The sequence below is a fragment of the Actinoplanes auranticolor genome, assembly GCF_018332655.1.
Taxonomy (GTDB): Bacteria; Actinomycetota; Actinomycetes; order Mycobacteriales; family Micromonosporaceae; genus Actinoplanes; species Actinoplanes auranticolor.
This window is the reverse complement of the sequence record NZ_BOQL01000066.1, coordinates 1-14,822: the sequence shown is the minus strand read 5'-3', so window position 1 is coordinate 14,822 and position 14,822 is coordinate 1. Positions and strand designations below refer to the sequence as shown.

Genomic DNA, 14,822 nt, shown 5'->3' with positions numbered 1-14,822 from the left:
GTGGCGGGCCTGGGTTACCACCACATCGAGCTGTCACCGCGCGACGACTTCCTGCCGTTCTTCCTGCACCCGCGGGCTCGTCGGCCGACGTGGCCGCGTTCAAGCGCGAGCTGGCCGCGGCCGAGGTCTCCGTGGCGTCGGTGCTGCCGCTGTACAAGTGGTCGGGGCCGGACGAGGACGAGCGCCAGGCCGCGGTGCGGTACTGGAAGCGGGCCATCGAGATCACGGTCGACCTCGGCGTGGACGTGATGAACTCGGAGTTCAACGGCCGCCCGGAGGCCGCCGCGGCGAGCGAGGCCCAGTTCTGGCGCTCCGGACGCTGGCCGAGGTGGGCTTCGACGGGATCGCCACGGTCTGTGTCTTCGCCTGGGAGGAACGCGCGGCCGACAGCGGCCGGTTCAACCTGGAGCAGGTGAACCAGTACCTGGCCAAGTACAGCCGCTGAGCGGAGGTCACCCGAGCGGGATGCCGGTGATCCGCAGCCGGTCGGGCACGTCGAGGGTGACGGTGCCCGTGCCGGCGGGCGGGGCCGGGAACCAGAGGGCGAGGACCTGTTCGCTGCCCGGCGGAATGGCCTTGTTGAGGATCCGGTCGCAGAGGCAGCGATGGGCGCCGGGGGAGGACTCGTAGTCGAGCCCGTAGGCGGCGGTGTCCCCGGCGAGCAGGCGGACACCGGCGGTGCCGTACCGGGCGTACGGGTCGAACTCGTCGCGGACCGTGAAGACGCCCTGGCCGAGGAAGTCCAGGATGGTGGCCTTGCTGTCGCCGACGTTGCGGGCGGTGAGACTGAGCAGCAGGTACGGCCCCCGTACGGTGGCCGGCCCCGGCACGAACCGGATGGTGCCCCGGTTGAGCGGCATGGCGACCTCGACCCCGTCGGGAGCCCGGCCCTGCTCGCCGGTGGTCTTGGGTAGCACGGCCTTCGCGGGTGCCGCGGCGGCCTGTCCGCGGGCCCGGTAGGTGATGGCCACCCGCCGGTTCAGCGCCCGATGGGCGTCGGAATCGTTGGGCACGGCCGGCCTGCTCTCACCCTCGGCGGCGACGGTCTTGGGCCATTGCCGGTCGGGCAGCGCCTCCCGGAGCGCCTTGGCCACGGCCTGCGCCCGCCGCTGCGACAGGTCCTGGTTGTGCGCGGTGGTGCCGGTGCTGTCGGTGTGGCCGGTGACCGTGAGCGGGCCGGGCCCGGCCGCCTTCAGGTCAGCGACCGCGGCGGTTATGGACTTGCCGGCGCCGGGAGTGAGCTCGGCACTGTCCAGCCGGAAGAGCACGTCGGTGTCCAGGCTGATGTCGACCCGGTCGGCGCTCCGCCGCGTCCGCAGGGCGACGTCGAGCCGCTCGGTGTAGGACTCCAGGGCGGCGGTGAACGCGGGGGCGGCTGTTGCCGGGTCGAGGGGCTCCTGCACCTGGCCGGCCCTGGTCTGCTCGGCGGGCGGCGCGGGCACGACCCCGTCGGTGACGGGAACGTCGGTGAACACGCCGGCGTAGGGCAGCATCACCGACAGCCGCTGGACGTCGGTGGGAACGCCGCGGAAGACGGCCTGCAGGGGACGGGTCTCACCGACCTCGAATCGGGTGAGCCCGGTGCAGACGCAGCCGCTGCCGTCGAGCCCTTCGGAGACGAGAAAGACCCGCCGCCCGGTCTCATCGACGAGCCTGCCGGCGTCGAAGGAGTTGGTCAGGAGAGTGGAGAAGTGCCGGCTGACGATGCTGGCACTGTTGCCGGCGGACCGTTCGAGCCGGGTCTGCACGGTGAGCACCACGGAGTCGCCGGACCGGATCAGCGGCCCGACACTCATCTGCAGAATGTCGCCGGCGGCGTCGACGGTCCGCACCTGGGCGCCGGGCTGGATGGTCGCGCTCCCTGACGCGGACGGACTGACCGGCGGCGGCGAGCTCTCCGGCGGAGCCGCCTCGTCACTGCAGGCCCCGGCGACAGCAACGATCATGCCGGCGGCGAGCAGGGCGAGTGAGCGCCGCACGTGACCTCCCGGCGACCGGCAGTAAGGTGACCCCGCCCAGCCTAGTCGGCGTGGCTGACCGCCCGGTTCTCCGGAAGCGCCTCCTTGACCTCGTAGCGCAGAAAGGCCGCGCCGTTGTCGAACATGGTGGCCTCGACCGGCTTCAGGTCACCGCTGACCGCGCTGACCGCGCTGCGCTTTGCGGGGGGCCGATATCGCATGCTGCAGCTGGCCGCACCTCCCGCCGGGCAGCGGGCGGCACCCGGGCACCCTCAGCTCGTCTTCGATCAGTGGAAGGCCGCAGCGCGGGAACCCACGACATCTCGGTCTGTTCTCCACCCCCTGACATCATCCGCGCGCCGACCCGAGCCGCCTCCGCGGCCGGAAAGGCTCACGCCGCCGAGCACCCCACGAGCGAAACAACCACTCAACCGCCGCCGACGACCCCGGTGCGCCCTCAACCGCGTCTCAACCGCCTACTCAGACGCCCGCGCGGGCAGCCGCATCCAAAAGGTTCTCCGCCGCCAGGCGCAACCCCTCAACCTGGCCGAACTCCTGATCTTCGTGCTCGATGTTGACCGCCATGTCCGCGTCCACCGCACTCAACGCCCGCAGGAACGGCACCCAGAACTCCTCCACGTGCTCATCGACGTGCCCTGCACGCCGGTGGTCGGGCCGCAGAAGAGCTCGGCGAGGTCGACGAGGTGGCTGCCGATGTCGGCGAGCACGCCGGAACCCGGGGCCACCCAGGTAGCGCCAGCTCATCGGGCGCTGCGGATCGAAGCCGAAGTCGGTGAAGTAGGTGCCGACGAGGTGCCGCACCCGGCCCAGGCCGCCCGCGCGGACCTGCTCGAGGATGGCGGTGATCGCGGGGGAGCGGCGGAAGATGAGGCCGACCGCCGCCACCCGGTCGGTGGCCGCGGCGGCGTCGACCATGGCCTGCGCGTCCTCGAGGCTGGGGCGAGCGGCTTCTCGCAGAGGACGTGTTTGCCGGCGGCCAGCGCGGCCTCGACGATCTCGCGGTGCAGGTTGTTGGCGACCGCGACGGTGACCGCGTCGATGTCGGGCGCCTCGATCACGGCCCGCCAGTCGGTCTCGGTGCGGGCGAAGCCGTAGCGTGCGGCCGCATCGGCGGCGAAGGGCTCGTGGGCGTCGGCGATGGCGACCAGGCGTGGCGCGGGCCGCCCGGGGGCGAAGACGGTGCCGGCGTTGCGGTAGGCGTTCGTGTGGGCGCGGCCGACCACGCCGGCGCCGATGACGGCGACGCCGGGGGAGGAGTGGGTCATGGGGACCTCCGGCTGAGGGGAGCGGAGAGCGGGTCCGAGGTTTAAAGCGCTTTAACCGCGCCGGGCTCGCCGACGAGATCCGCATCATCGCGGGCGACCCCACCGAGGAGGACGGCATCCGCGCCGGGCGCCTGCTCGCCGCGGGCGCCGACCGGCCGACGGCCGTCATGGCCTCCAACGACCGCTGCGCCGTCGGGGTCATGGATGCGTTCGTCCGCGCCGGCATCGAGGTGCCCGGGCAGATCTCGATCGTGGGGTACGACGACAGCACGCTCGCGCATCTCGTCCACATCGACCTGACCACGGTGAACCAGGACGCGGCGGCCCAGGCCCGTCATGCTGTGCTGGCTGCGGTCCAGCGCCTCGACGAGGGCCGCAAGCAGCGCCTCGAGGTGGTCCTGAACCCCCGCCTGGTGGTCCGGGGCAGCACCGGGCCCCCGCCCCGGCCGGAGCAATAGTGCCGATCAGCCTCGCCGCTGATCGACGATGCGGCGCATCTTGCCCACCGAGCGTTCCACACCGTCCGGCTCGATCACGTCGACCGCCACGCTGACGCCGATGGTGTTCTTGACCAGGGTGGCCAGCTGCCGCCCGGCCAGCTCGGCCGCCGCCGGCTCGACGCCGTGCCGGCGTTCCACCTTCACCGTCATCGTGTCGAGGCGCCCGTCCCGGCTCAGCAGGCACTGGAAGTGCGGTGCCAGTTCGGGCGTGCGCAGGATCAGCTCCTCGATCTGGGTCGGGAAGAGGTTCACCCCGCGCAGGATGATCATGTCGTCCGTACGGCCGGTGATCTTCTCGATGCGGCGCATCGGGCGGGCCGTGCCCGGCAGCAGCCGGGTGAGGTCGCGGGTGCGGTAGCGCACGACCGGCATGGCCTCCTTGCTCAGCGAGGTGAGGACCAGCTCGCCCTGCTCGCCGTCCGGCAGCACCTCGCCGGTCTGCGGGTCGATGATCTCCGGGTAGAAGTGGTCCTCCCAGACGTGCAGCCCGTCCTTGGTCTCGACGCACTCGGTCGCCACGCCGGGCCCCATCACCTCGGACAGGCCGTAGATGTCCAGCGCGTGGATGTCGAGCTGCTCCTCGATCTCGCGCCGCAGGTCCTGCGTCCACGGCTCGGCGCCGAAGATGCCGACGGCCAGCGACGTGGCCCGCGGGTCGATACCCTGCCGGTGCATCTCGTCCACGATGGCCAGCATGTAGCTGGGTGTGACCATGATGACGTCCGGCTTGAAGTCGTTGATGAGCATCACCTGGCGCTCGGTCATGCCGCCGGACACCGGGATGACCGTGCAGCCCAGCTCCTCCGCGCCGTAATGAGCGCCCAGCCCGCCGGTGAACAGGCCGTACCCGTAGGCGACGTGGACCCGGTCGCCGCGGCGGCCGCCGGAGGCGCGGATGGACCGCGCCATCAGCTCGGACCAGGTGCGGATGTCCTGCCGGGTGTAGCCGACGACCGTCGGGCGCCCCGTCGTGCCCGACGAGGCGTGCAGGCGGGAGATCTGCTCGCGGGGGACGGCGAACATGTCGAACGGGTAGTTCGCGCGCAGCACCGCCTTGTCGGTGAACGGGAACCTGGCCAGGTCCGTCAGCTCGCGCAGGTCGTCGGGGTGGACCTCGGCCACGTCGAACATCTTGCGGTACTGCGGCACGTTGTCGTACTCGTGGCGCAGCGACCATTGCAGGCGCCGCAGCTGCAGCGCCCGCAGCTCGTCGACGGACGCCCGCTCGACCGGGTCGAGATCCTCGGGGCGGGGGGTACGGTCCTGCATGTCGTCTCCTCTTCGAACCTCACAGCCTCGTGCGCAGGCCGTCGAAGGCGATCGTGGTGACGGTGTCGGCCAGCTCCGCCGCGCCGCCGCGGCGCGGGCTGTACCACTCGATCAATGAGTTGACCATGCCGAAGAGCAGCCGGGCGGCGGTGGCGGCGTCCACGTCCGGGCGCATGGACCCCTCGGCCTGGGCCTGCTTGACCAGCTCGGTCACCTTGGCGTCGAAGATCCGGCGGCGCAGCAGGGCCTGCTGCTCCACAGCCGTGTTCCCGCGTACGCGCAGCAGCAGCGTCACGTACTCCAGCCGCTCCGCGAGGACGAGCACGCTGCGCCGGATGAGGAACTCCAGCCGGTCGAGCGCGGGCGCCTCCAGCCCTTCGACCTCGTCCATCGCCTCGTGCAGACCGTCCAGGGCCTGGTCGACGGCGATCCGCAGCAGCTCCTGCTTGCCGGTGACGTGGTGGTACAGGCTCGACTTGGTGATGCCCAGCCGTTTGGCCACGTCGTCCATGCTGGTGGCCTCGTAGCCGCGCTCGTTGAACAGCCGGACGGCCGCCGCCAGCACCGCGCCGAGGTCGTGGCCGGGCCGTCCCCGCTTGGGCCGGTTGCGTTCCTCGAGGTAGTCGACGATGCGTTCGGCGCGCGCCAGCTCGCTCGCGCCGGCCTCGGTCCCGTCGGTCATGCGGGCCGGCCCGGGCTGATCACTCGGCTGCGACCGCGGAACTCGGCGATCACGTCCCCATCGCGCGTCACCGTGACATCGTAGACACCGCTGCGGCCGCTGGACGCGCGCTCGACGGCCCGGGCCTCGAGCTCGTCGCCCTCCGCGGTGGGGCGCAGGAAGGTGATGTCGGCGCCGGCCGCGACGGTGACCGGGCCGGCGGTGTTGCAGGCCAGGGCGAAGGCCGTGTCGGCCAGCAGGAACAGGTAGCCGCCGTGGGTCATGCCGTGGCCGTTGACCATCTCGGCGGTCACGCGCATCCGCGCGACCGCGCTGCCCGCGCCCGCGGAGATCAGCTCGATGCCGAGCGCCCTGGAGGCCCGGTCGCGGTCGAACATGTCGTGCGCCGCCGTACGCCCTCCGTCCGCCCGTGCCATGTTCCCCTCCGTTTCCGGCCCGCTCTTGATTACCGACCGAACGGACGGTAAATATGGATACAGCCAACCGCACAGGAGCGCCGATGACAACCCCCGCCGAGTTCTACGAGAAGCACCGCCAGCTGCTCGACAAGGCGATCGAGGCGGCCGCGACGCGCGACTACTGGTCTGCGTACCCCGAATCGCCCAGCAAGTCCGTCTACGGTGAGGACGCCGCGCCGGCCGGTGAGCGTGCGTTCCGGGCCCTGCTCGGCACGGAGTTCCCGGTCGAGGTGCCCGGTGCGAGTGGCACCGTGGCGACCGAGCGCTCGCCGTACGGGATCGCTCTGGACATCCGCTATCCCAAGGGTGACCCGGCCGAGCTGATCGCCGCCGCCCGCGCCGCCACCCCAGGCTGGCGTGCCGCCGGGCCGCAGGGCCGCGCCGGGGTGGCCGCCGAGATCCTGCACCGGATCAACGCCCGCATCTTCGAGATCGCCCACGCCGTGCAGCACACCACCGGCCAGGCGTTCGTCATGGCGTTCCAGGCCGGCGGGGCGCACGCCCAGGACCGGGGGCTCGAGGCCGTCGCCGTCGCGCTCGCCGCGTCGACCAGCATCCCCGCCACCACGACGTGGGCCAAGCCGCAGCGTGGCGGCGACCCGCTGCGCATGGTCAAGACCAGCACGGTCGTCGGCCGCGGCGTCGCCCTGCTGATCGGCTGCAACACCTTCCCCACCTGGAACGGCTACCCGGGCCTGTTCGCCAGCCTGGTCACCGGCAATCCCGTCATCGTCAAGCCGCACCCGGGCGCCGTGCTGCCGCTCGCCATCACCGTGCAGATCGCCCGCGAGGTGCTCGACGAGGCGGGGCAGGACCCCAACCTGGTCACCCTGGCGGTCGAGGAGCGCGGCGACGGCGTCGCCGCCACCCTGGCCACCCACCCCGACGTCCGGATCGTGGACTTCACCGGCTCCAGCGAGTTCGGCAACTGGCTGGAGGCCAACGCCCGGCAGGCCGCGGTCTACACCGAGAAGGCCGGGCTCAACACGGTCATCGTCGACTCCACCGACGACTACAAGGGCCTGCTGCGCAACCTGGCGTTCTCCCTGTCGCTCTACAGCGGCCAGATGTGCACCACCCCGCAGAATCTGCTGGTGCCCTCGACCGGCATCGAGACCGACGCCGGCCACCGCAGCGTGGAGGAGTTCGGCGCCGACCTGTCCGCCGCTCTCGACAAGCTGCTCGGCGACCCGAAGCGCGCCGCGGGCACGCTGGGCGCGATCGTCAACGACGGCGTGCTGGCCCGGCTCACCGAGGCCGGCAACGCCCCCACCGTGATCCACCCGTCCACCGCCGTGGCCGACGAGCAGTTCCCGGACGCGACCATCCGGACCCCCGTGGTGCTGCGGCTCGACGCCGCGGACGAGAAGGCCTACACCCGCGAGTGGTTCGGGCCGGTGTCGTTCGTCATCGCCACCGAGTCGACCCGGCACAGCCTGGCGGTGTTCACCGAGACGGTCCAGCACCACGGCGCGCTCACCGCCTCGGTGTATGCGACCTCTCCCGAGGTGCTGGCCGCCGCCCGTGAGGCCGCGCTCGACGCCCGTGTGCACCTGTCGGAGAACCTCACCGGCGGCGTCTTCGTCAACCAGACCGCCGCGTTCAGCGACCTGCACGGCACGGCGGCGAACCCGGCCGCGACCGCCTCGCTGAGCGACGCCCACTTCGTCACCGGCCGCTTCTTCACGCTGCAGTCGCGGCACCACGTCACCGAGGAGAGCAATGCCTGAGGCGTTCCTGGTCGGCGGAGTCCGCACCCCGCAGGGCAAGTACGGCGGTGCCCTGTCCGGCGTGCGCCCCGACGACCTCGCCGCCCTGGTCGTCCGGGAGGCGGTCAGCCGCGGCGGAGTGCCCGGGGAAGCCATCGACGAGGTGATCCTCGGTGCGGCCAACCAGGCCGGTGAGGACAACCGCAACGTCGCCCGGATGGCCGCCCTGCTGGCGGGCCTGCCTGACACCGTGCCCGGGTACACGGTCAACCGGCTGTGTGCCAGCGGCCTGACCGCGATCATCTCCGCGGCTCAGGCGGTCCGCAGCGGCGAGGCCGAGCTGATCGTGGCCGGCGGCGTGGAGTCGATGACCCGGGCCCCGTGGGTGATGGCCAAGCCCGGCACGCCGTGGGCCCGTCCCGGCGAGATCGTGGACTCCTCGCTCGGCTGGCGCTTCACCAACCCCCGCTTCACCGCGCACGACAAGGACGCGGGCAGCGGCCCCGAGGACCGCCGGGTCACCCTGGCCATGGGGGAGACGGCGGAGGAGGTCGCGGCCCTCGACGGCATCAGCCGCGCCGACAGCGACGCCTTCGCGCTGCGCAGCCACGAGCGGGCCATTGCCGCGATCGACGCGGGCCGTTTCGCCGCCGAGATCACGCCGGTGCCGCTCAAGGACGGCGAGATGACCGTCGACGAGATCCCGCGCCGCGGCAGCAGTCTGGAACGTCTCGGCGCTCTGCGGCCCGTGTTCCGCGCCGGTGGGGTGGTGACAGCGGGATCGTCCTCGCCGCTCTCGGACGGCGCCGCGGCCGTGGTGGTGGCCAGTGCCGAGGCCGTGCAGCGGTACGGCCTGACCCCGCGCGCCCGCATCGTCACCTCGGCCAGCGCGGGCGTACCGCCCCAGATCATGGGTCTCGGCCCGGTGCCCGCCACGGAGAAGGCCCTGGCCCGGGCCGGCTGGGGCGTCGGTGACGTCGACGCGGTCGAGCTCAACGAGGCCTTCGCCGTGCAGTCGCTGGCGGTCCTGCGCCGGCTCAAGCTGGACGAGGACCGGGTCAACGCCGACGGCGGCGCGATCGCCCTCGGGCACCCGCTGGGCTGCTCCGGCGCCCGGCTCACCGTCACCCTGCTGGGCCGGATGGAACGCGAGGACGCCCGCCGCGGCCTGGCCACGCTGTGCGTCGGGGTCGGCCAGGGCGTCGCCATGCTGGTGGAGCGCGTCTGATGCCGGACCTCACCGCGGCCGTCCCGCCTCCCGCCACCGTCAAGGTCGAGGAGTCGGACGACCGCGTGGTCGTGACGCTGCACCGGCCGCAGGCCCGCAACGCCATCAACGCGGCCATGGTCCGCGAGCTGCACGACGTGTGCGCCGGTCTGGAGGAGCGGCCGCGGTTGCTGCTGCTCACCGGCGACGGTGGCACCTTCGCCGCCGGCGCCGACATCACCGAGCTGCGCGACCGCGGCCGTGAGCAGGCTCTGCAGGGCATCAACAGCCGGCTGTTCGACCGGATCGCCCGCTTGCCCCTGCCCACGGTGGCTGCGGTCGACGGCTGGGCGCTCGGCGGTGGCGCCGAGCTGGCCTACGCCTGCGATGTCCGCCTGGCCTCGCCGACGGCGACCTTCGGCAACCCCGAGCCGGGCCTGGGCATCCTGGCCGCGGCCGGAGCCTGCTGGCGCCTGCGCGAGCTGGTCGGCGCCTCGGTGGCCAAGCAGGTGCTGCTGGCCGGCCGGCGCCTCGACGCCGAGGACGCCCACCGGCTGGGCCTGGTGGCCGAGATCGTGCCGGCGGAGGAGCTGCTGAACCGGGCGCACGCCCTGCTCGACCGGATGGCCCGTTCGGGTTCGCTCGCGCTGCGGCTGACGAAACTCGTCACCGACTCCCCGGGCGGCCACCCGGTCGTGGACGACCTGGCCCAGGCGATCCTCTTCGAATCAGCGGACAAGCGCGCCCGGATGGACGCTTTTCTGTCGGGGGAACGCCGATGACCGCCGTTCTGGTGCTCGGGCTCCGGTCCGGCGCATCTTCAGCCGGGGGAGCGGCAACAACTCTCCGATGCGCCTCAGCCGCACGGCGGCCACCGTCTCACCTTCCGGGTGCCGGGGCGGCGATGGATGCCGTTGGGCCTGCCTTCGGCCCAGGGCCGGATGCCGTTCAAGACGGAGAACAACGATGACTGCCGCCACGCCGCCGCCGGTGGGCTCAGGCGTGCCGAAGGCTGTCGCCGTGATCGGTGGTGGCCGGATGGGCGCGGGCATCGCGCAGGTCTTCGCCACGGCCGGTGCCTCCGTGACCGTCGTCGAGGCCGACCGGGCCGCCGGCGCGGCCACCCGGGAACGTCTCGGTGCCACGCTGCGCCGGGCCGCCGACCGGGGCAAGCTGGCTGAGGATCCCGGCCTCGTCCTCGACCGGATCACCGTCACCGACGACCTCGCCACGCTGCCCGCGGAAGCGGACCTGGTTGTCGAGGCCGTGCCCGAGGACGCCCGGATCAAGATCGAGGTTCTCGCCGCCGCCGAGCAGGCCGTCGCCGAGCACACCGTGCTCGCGACCAACACGAGCTCCCTCTCCATCGCCGGGATCGCCGAGGGCCTGCGCCGGCCCGCGCGCTTCGTCGGCATGCACTTCTTCAACCCGGTGCCGGCCAGCGAGCTCGTCGAGATCGTCGTCGGGCCGCAGACCGCCGACACCGTTCGCGACGCCGCCTGGTCCTGGACGGCCGGGCTGGGCAAGACCCCGATCGTCGTCCGTGACTCGCCGGGCTTCGCCACCAGCCGCCTCGGTGTGCTGCTCGGCCTGGAGGCCATCCGGATGCTGGAGGAAGGCGTCGCGGACGCCGCGTCGATCGACCGGGCCATGGAGCTCGGCTACCGGCACCCGATGGGACCGCTGCGCTCGACCGACCTCGTCGGCCTGGACGTCCGGCTCGCCATCGCGGAGCACCTGCACCGGGAGCTGGGCGAGCGGTTCGAGCCGCCCCGGCTGCTGCGGGACAAAGTGACCCGCGGCGAGCTGGGCCGCAAGACCGGACAGGGCTTCCACACCTGGGAGGAGACCCGATGACGGACACGTCGGTCACGGAGACCAACGAGAAGTCGTTCACCGAGACCATCGCCAAGGACCAGCGCATCGAGCCGCGCGACTGGATGCCGGACGGCTACCGCAGGACGATGATCCGGCAGATCGCCCAGCACGCGCACTCCGAGATCATCGGGATGCAGCCGGAGGGTGAATGGATCACCCGGGCGCCCTCGCTGCGCCGCAAGGCGATCCTGCTGGCCAAGGTGCAGGACGAGGCCGGGCACGGGCTCTACCTCTACTCGGCGGCCGAGACCCTGGGCGCCGACCGCGGGGACCTCACGCGGCGGCTCATCGAGGGCCGGCAGAAGTACTCGTCGATCTTCAACTACCCGACGCTGTCGTTCGCCGACGTCGGCGTCATCGGCTGGCTCGTCGACGGTGCCGCGATCTGCAACCAGGTGCCGCTGTGCCGCAGCTCGTACGGGCCGTACGGGCGCGCGATGATCCGCATCTGCAAGGAGGAGTCCTTCCACCAGCGACAGGGCTACGAGCTGCTGATGACGATGATGCGCGGTACCCCGGCGCAGCGCGAGATGGTGCAGGACGCGGTCAACCGCTGGTGGTGGCCGTCGCTGATGATGTTCGGCCCGCCCGACGACCAGTCGCCGAACTCGGCCCAGTCCATGGCCTGGAAGATCAAGCGGCACAGCAACGACGAGCTGCGGCAGCGGTTCGTCGACATGAGCGTGCCGCAGGCCGAGGCCCTCGGCGTCACCCTGCCCGACCCGGAGCTGCGCTGGAACGAGGAACGCGGACACTGGGACTTCGGGCCGATCGACTGGTCCGAGCTCAAGCGGGTCATCTCCGGCGACGGGCCCTGCAACGCCCTGCGTATCGAGAACAGGCGTCGCGCCGACGAGGAGGGCGCCTGGGTCCGCGAGGCCGCCGCCGCGCACGCCCGGCGTCGTCAGGAGGCAGCGGCATGACCGAGGAGATCAAGCACGAGTGGCCGCTGTTCGAGGTGTTCGTACGGGCCAAGCGCGGCCTCAACCATGTGCACGTCGGCTCGCTGCGGGCCGCCGACCACCAGATGGCCCTGCACCACGCCCGTGACCTGTACACGCGGCGCAACGAGGGCGTGAGCATCTGGGTGGTGCGGTCGGACGACGTGGCCGCGTCCAGCCCGGACGAGAAGGAGGCCTTCTTCTCGCCGAGCGGCGACAAGGTCTACCGGCATCCGACGTACTACTCGATCCCCGACTCCGTACCACACATCTGAGGCGATGCCATGTCCTTCGACGCCGCCTACGAGGCGCTCACCGACCACGACGACGATGCGCGGTGGGCTTACGGCACCGGGTTCGCCGACCCGCTCGCCGGTGTGGACACCGCCGTTCCGCAGGACGTGGACCGGGGGGATCTGAGCGCGTACTGCGTGGCGCTCGGCGACGACGCGCTGATCATGTCGCACCGGCTGCAGCAGTGGGTGACCCGCGCGCCCGAGCTCGAGGACGAGCTGGCGCTGGCCAACATCGCCCTGGACCTGCTCGGCCAGGCCCGGCTGCTGCTGACCCGGGCCGCCGAGGTGGAGGACGCGGGGCGCGACGAGGACGCTCTCGCTTACCTGCGGGACGCCACCGGCTTCCGCAACGTGCGGCTCGTCGAACGGGCGGATGCCGACTTCGCGCACCTGGTGGCCCGGCTGCTGGTGTTCTCGGCGTGGCGGCTGGCGCTGCTGGACAGGCTGACCACTTCGACCGACCCGGTGCTGGCGGCGATCGCGGCGAAGGGCGTCAAGGAGGTGACCTACCACCGTGACTACGCAGCGCAGTGGGTGGTCCGCCTCGGCGACGGTACGGATCTCTCCCACGACCGCATGCAGGCCGCCGTCGACGCGGTGACGCCGCTGGTCGGCGAGCTGTTCGTGCCGGACCGGGTCGAGCTGCGCCTGGCCCCGGCCGCCGTGGCGGTGGACCCGTCGACGGTACGGTCCGAATTCGACGCGGTGTGGGCGCAGGTCCTTCAGGCCGCGACGCTCCAGCCCCTGGCCGCCGTGGCCGAGGAGAGCGCACCCGGCGGCACCGGACGCGATGGCGTGCACACTCCCGCGCTGACCGAGATCCTCGCCGAGTTGCAGGGCGTGGCGCGGTCCCTGCCCGGGAGCGTGTGGTGACCGCGGCTGCCGTGGCCGCCCGGGTCACCGATCCCGAGCTGCCCATGCTCACCCTCGCCGACCTGGGCATCCTGCGAGGCGTCGACGAGTCCGGTGACCGGGTCGTCGTGACGATCACCCCGACGTACTCGGGCTGCCCGGCGATGCAGACCATCCAGGACGACCTCACCGAGGCTCTCCGCCGGGCCGGCTACGCCCAGGTCGAGGTGCGGACCGTCCTCACGCCCGCCTGGACCACGGACTGGATCACTGCGGCCGGGCGCCTCAAGCTCGCCGCTGCCGGGATCTCTCCACCGGGCGCGGCGCCTCGCCGGGCGTCGGGCCCGGTCCCGCTCACCCTGGTGCCGAGCCGCCGCGCCATCGCCTGTCCGCAGTGCGGTAACCCCGACACCGAGGAGATCGCCGCGTTCAGCGCCACCGCGTGCCGTTCCCTGCACCGCTGCCCGGTCTGCCGCGAGCCGTTCGAGCACGTGAAGGAGATCTGACGTGGTGGTCCGCGAGTTCCACCCGCTGCGCGTCGCGGCCGTCGAGCGGCTCTGCGACGACGCGGTAGCCGTCACCTTCGACGTGCCCGACGACCTGGCCGACCGGTACGCCTTCCGGCCCGGGCAGTCGCTGACGGTCCGGCATATCGGCGACGGGGCCGACGAGCGCCGTACCTATTCGATCTGCGCACCGGCCGGCGCGCGGCCGCGGATCGGCGTACGCGAGGTCCCCGGCGGCCTGGTGTCGTCCTGGCTGGTGCACGACGTGCGGGCCGGCGACGAGGTCGAGGTCGCGCCGCCGACGGGCTCGTTCACCCCCGACCTCACGACCGGTGGCCGGCACGTGCTGATCGCCGCCGGCTCCGGCATCACCCCGGTGCTGTCGATCGCGGCGTCGCTGCTGCAGCACCCGGAAGCCCACGTCAGCATCCTGTACGGCAACCGGCGCGCGGACACCGTCATGTTCGCCGAGGAACTCGCGGACCTGAAGGACGCCCACCCGGCCCGCCTCGAACTGGTGCACCTGCTGTCACGTGAACCGCGCGAGGTGGACCTGCTCACCGGCCGGCTCGACGCGGACAAGCTCCGCACGCTGCTGCCGCTGCTGATCGACGTCGACGCGGTGGACCACTGGTGGCTGTGCGGGCCGTTCGGCATGGTCACCGCGGCGACCGAGGTGCTCGGCGAGCACGGGGTCGAGCCGGCGCGGGTGCACCGAGAACTGTTCTGGGTGGACGAGGCGCCGCCGGAGCCGGTCCGGGAGGAGCGCCGGCTCGAGGGGCCGAGCAGCGAGGTGACCGTGGTGCTCGACGGGCGGTCGACCACGGTCACCGTGCCGGAGGGGGAGACGGTCCTCGAGGGTGCGCAGCGGTCGCGGCCGGATCTGCCGTTCGCCTGCAAGGGCGGGGTGTGCGGGACGTGCCGGGCGCGGGTGGTCGAGGGTGATGTGGTGATGCGGCGCAACTTCGCGCTGGAGGCGGCCGAGGTGGCGGCGGGATTCGTCCTGACCTGCCAGTCGACGCCGACCTCGGCGAAGGTCATCGTCGACTTCGACGACTGAGACCAGCGGAGTCGGCTTCCACGACTGTACGGCCGTGTCTCGTCGTGCTGTTGTCCATTGTGGTTTCAGCGAAGCGGTGGGTGCCTTCCCGGTGGGAATGGTCAATCTGCGGGCGAAGGGCACGTCGAACGTGCCGGCGGTACTGATCCGGGCCTGCCTGTCGATAAATGGACGGACTCTCACCTTTGGGGTGAGCCTTAGAACTCCTAACGCGATCTCT

The 14,822-nt window shown here is 72.1% G+C and carries 17 protein-coding genes and 2 pseudogenes; 12 read left to right on the top strand and 7 right to left on the bottom strand.

Annotated elements, in window-relative coordinates; genetic code table 11:
* Positions 1-89: 89 nt before the first annotated feature.
* Positions 90-215 (top strand): annotated as a pseudogene (locus tag Aau02nite_RS47955) (sugar phosphate isomerase/epimerase); the annotation flags it as partial.
* 237 nt (positions 216-452) lie between these two features.
* Here the strand turns inward: Aau02nite_RS47955 and Aau02nite_RS36690 are convergent.
* The 4 genes from Aau02nite_RS36690 to Aau02nite_RS36675 all read right to left on the bottom strand — a co-directional run bounded on the left by Aau02nite_RS36690 (position 453) and on the right by Aau02nite_RS36675 (position 3,244).
* A complete protein-coding gene (locus Aau02nite_RS36690; protein WP_212993231.1) occupies positions 453-1,979 on the bottom strand; it encodes an OmpA family protein in 1,527 nt (508 codons plus the stop codon).
* 41 nt (positions 1,980-2,020) lie between these two features.
* Entirely contained in the window at positions 2,021-2,179 is a 159-nt protein-coding gene (locus Aau02nite_RS36685; RefSeq protein ID WP_212993230.1) for a hypothetical protein, read from the bottom strand.
* Between the two features lie 259 nt (positions 2,180-2,438).
* The gene (locus tag Aau02nite_RS36680; RefSeq protein ID WP_212993229.1) at positions 2,439-2,597 is read right to left on the bottom strand and encodes a hypothetical protein; all 159 of its coding nucleotides are present in this window, start codon (positions 2,595-2,597) and stop codon (positions 2,439-2,441) included.
* Between the two features lie 122 nt (positions 2,598-2,719).
* Positions 2,720-3,244 carry a Gfo/Idh/MocA family protein gene (locus Aau02nite_RS36675; protein WP_212993228.1) on the bottom strand — a complete coding sequence of 175 codons (525 nt, stop codon included), beginning with the start codon at positions 3,242-3,244 and terminating at the stop codon, positions 2,720-2,722.
* Between the two features lie 41 nt (positions 3,245-3,285).
* Between Aau02nite_RS36675 and Aau02nite_RS36670 the strand changes: the two are divergent.
* A pseudogene (locus tag Aau02nite_RS36670) lies at positions 3,286-3,702 on the top strand (LacI family DNA-binding transcriptional regulator); the annotation flags it as partial.
* A 6-nt stretch (positions 3,703-3,708) separates the two neighbouring features.
* On the opposite strand, the gene paaK reads toward Aau02nite_RS36670, so the two are convergent.
* The 3 genes from paaK to paaI are packed head-to-tail and all read right to left on the bottom strand — an operon-like array spanning position 3,709 to position 6,111.
* Positions 3,709-5,013, bottom strand: a complete 1,305-nt coding sequence (gene paaK / locus Aau02nite_RS36665) for a phenylacetate--CoA ligase PaaK (RefSeq protein WP_212993227.1) — start codon at positions 5,011-5,013, stop codon at positions 3,709-3,711.
* A 19-nt stretch (positions 5,014-5,032) separates the two neighbouring features.
* The gene (locus tag Aau02nite_RS36660) at positions 5,033-5,695 is read right to left on the bottom strand and encodes a TetR/AcrR family transcriptional regulator (RefSeq protein ID WP_212993226.1); all 663 of its coding nucleotides are present in this window, start codon (positions 5,693-5,695) and stop codon (positions 5,033-5,035) included.
* On the bottom strand, positions 5,692-6,111 hold the full coding sequence (gene paaI, locus Aau02nite_RS36655) for a hydroxyphenylacetyl-CoA thioesterase PaaI (protein ID WP_246595710.1): 420 nt from the start codon (positions 6,109-6,111) through the stop codon (positions 5,692-5,694). Before paaI ends, Aau02nite_RS36660 begins: the two co-directional genes overlap by 4 nt.
* 83 nt (positions 6,112-6,194) lie before the next feature.
* On the opposite strand from paaI, the gene paaN reads away from it, so the two are divergent.
* The 10 genes from paaN to Aau02nite_RS36605 all read left to right on the top strand — a co-directional run.
* On the top strand, positions 6,195-7,883 hold the full coding sequence (paaN, locus tag Aau02nite_RS36650) for a phenylacetic acid degradation protein PaaN (protein ID WP_212993225.1): 1,689 nt from the start codon (positions 6,195-6,197) through the stop codon (positions 7,881-7,883).
* Positions 7,876-9,090: a thiolase family protein gene (locus tag Aau02nite_RS36645; RefSeq protein WP_212993224.1), complete on the top strand. Its 1,215-nt coding sequence runs from the start codon at positions 7,876-7,878 to the stop codon at positions 9,088-9,090. Before paaN ends, Aau02nite_RS36645 begins: the two co-directional genes overlap by 8 nt.
* On the top strand, positions 9,090-9,851 hold the full coding sequence (locus tag Aau02nite_RS36640) for an enoyl-CoA hydratase/isomerase family protein (protein ID WP_212993223.1): 762 nt from the start codon (positions 9,090-9,092) through the stop codon (positions 9,849-9,851). Before Aau02nite_RS36645 ends, Aau02nite_RS36640 begins: the two co-directional genes overlap by 1 nt.
* 184 nt (positions 9,852-10,035) lie before the next feature.
* Positions 10,036-10,926, top strand: a complete 891-nt coding sequence (locus tag Aau02nite_RS36635; RefSeq protein ID WP_212993222.1) for a 3-hydroxyacyl-CoA dehydrogenase family protein — start codon at positions 10,036-10,038, stop codon at positions 10,924-10,926.
* A complete protein-coding gene (gene paaA / locus Aau02nite_RS36630) occupies positions 10,923-11,870 on the top strand; it encodes a 1,2-phenylacetyl-CoA epoxidase subunit PaaA (RefSeq protein ID WP_212993221.1) in 948 nt (315 codons plus the stop codon). Before Aau02nite_RS36635 ends, paaA begins: the two co-directional genes overlap by 4 nt.
* Positions 11,867-12,163 (top strand): 1,2-phenylacetyl-CoA epoxidase subunit PaaB, encoded by a 297-nt coding sequence (gene paaB / locus Aau02nite_RS36625; protein WP_212993220.1) that lies wholly within the window; start codon positions 11,867-11,869, stop codon positions 12,161-12,163. The genes paaA and paaB overlap by 4 nt, the downstream gene beginning before the upstream one ends.
* A 9-nt stretch (positions 12,164-12,172) precedes the next feature.
* Positions 12,173-13,057 carry a 1,2-phenylacetyl-CoA epoxidase subunit PaaC gene (gene paaC / locus Aau02nite_RS36620; protein WP_212993219.1) on the top strand — a complete coding sequence of 295 codons (885 nt, stop codon included), beginning with the start codon at positions 12,173-12,175 and terminating at the stop codon, positions 13,055-13,057.
* Entirely contained in the window at positions 13,051-13,542 is a 492-nt protein-coding gene (gene paaD / locus Aau02nite_RS36615) for a 1,2-phenylacetyl-CoA epoxidase subunit PaaD (RefSeq protein WP_212993218.1), read from the top strand. Before paaC ends, paaD begins: the two co-directional genes overlap by 7 nt.
* A gap of 1 nt (position 13,543) precedes the next feature.
* Complete coding sequence (gene paaE / locus Aau02nite_RS36610; RefSeq protein WP_212993217.1) at positions 13,544-14,602, top strand: 1,2-phenylacetyl-CoA epoxidase subunit PaaE; 1,059 nt, start codon at positions 13,544-13,546, stop codon at positions 14,600-14,602.
* Positions 14,603-14,636: 34 nt separating this feature from the next.
* On the top strand, positions 14,637-14,822 hold a 186-nt coding region (locus Aau02nite_RS36605; protein WP_212993216.1), incomplete at its 3' end, for a hypothetical protein.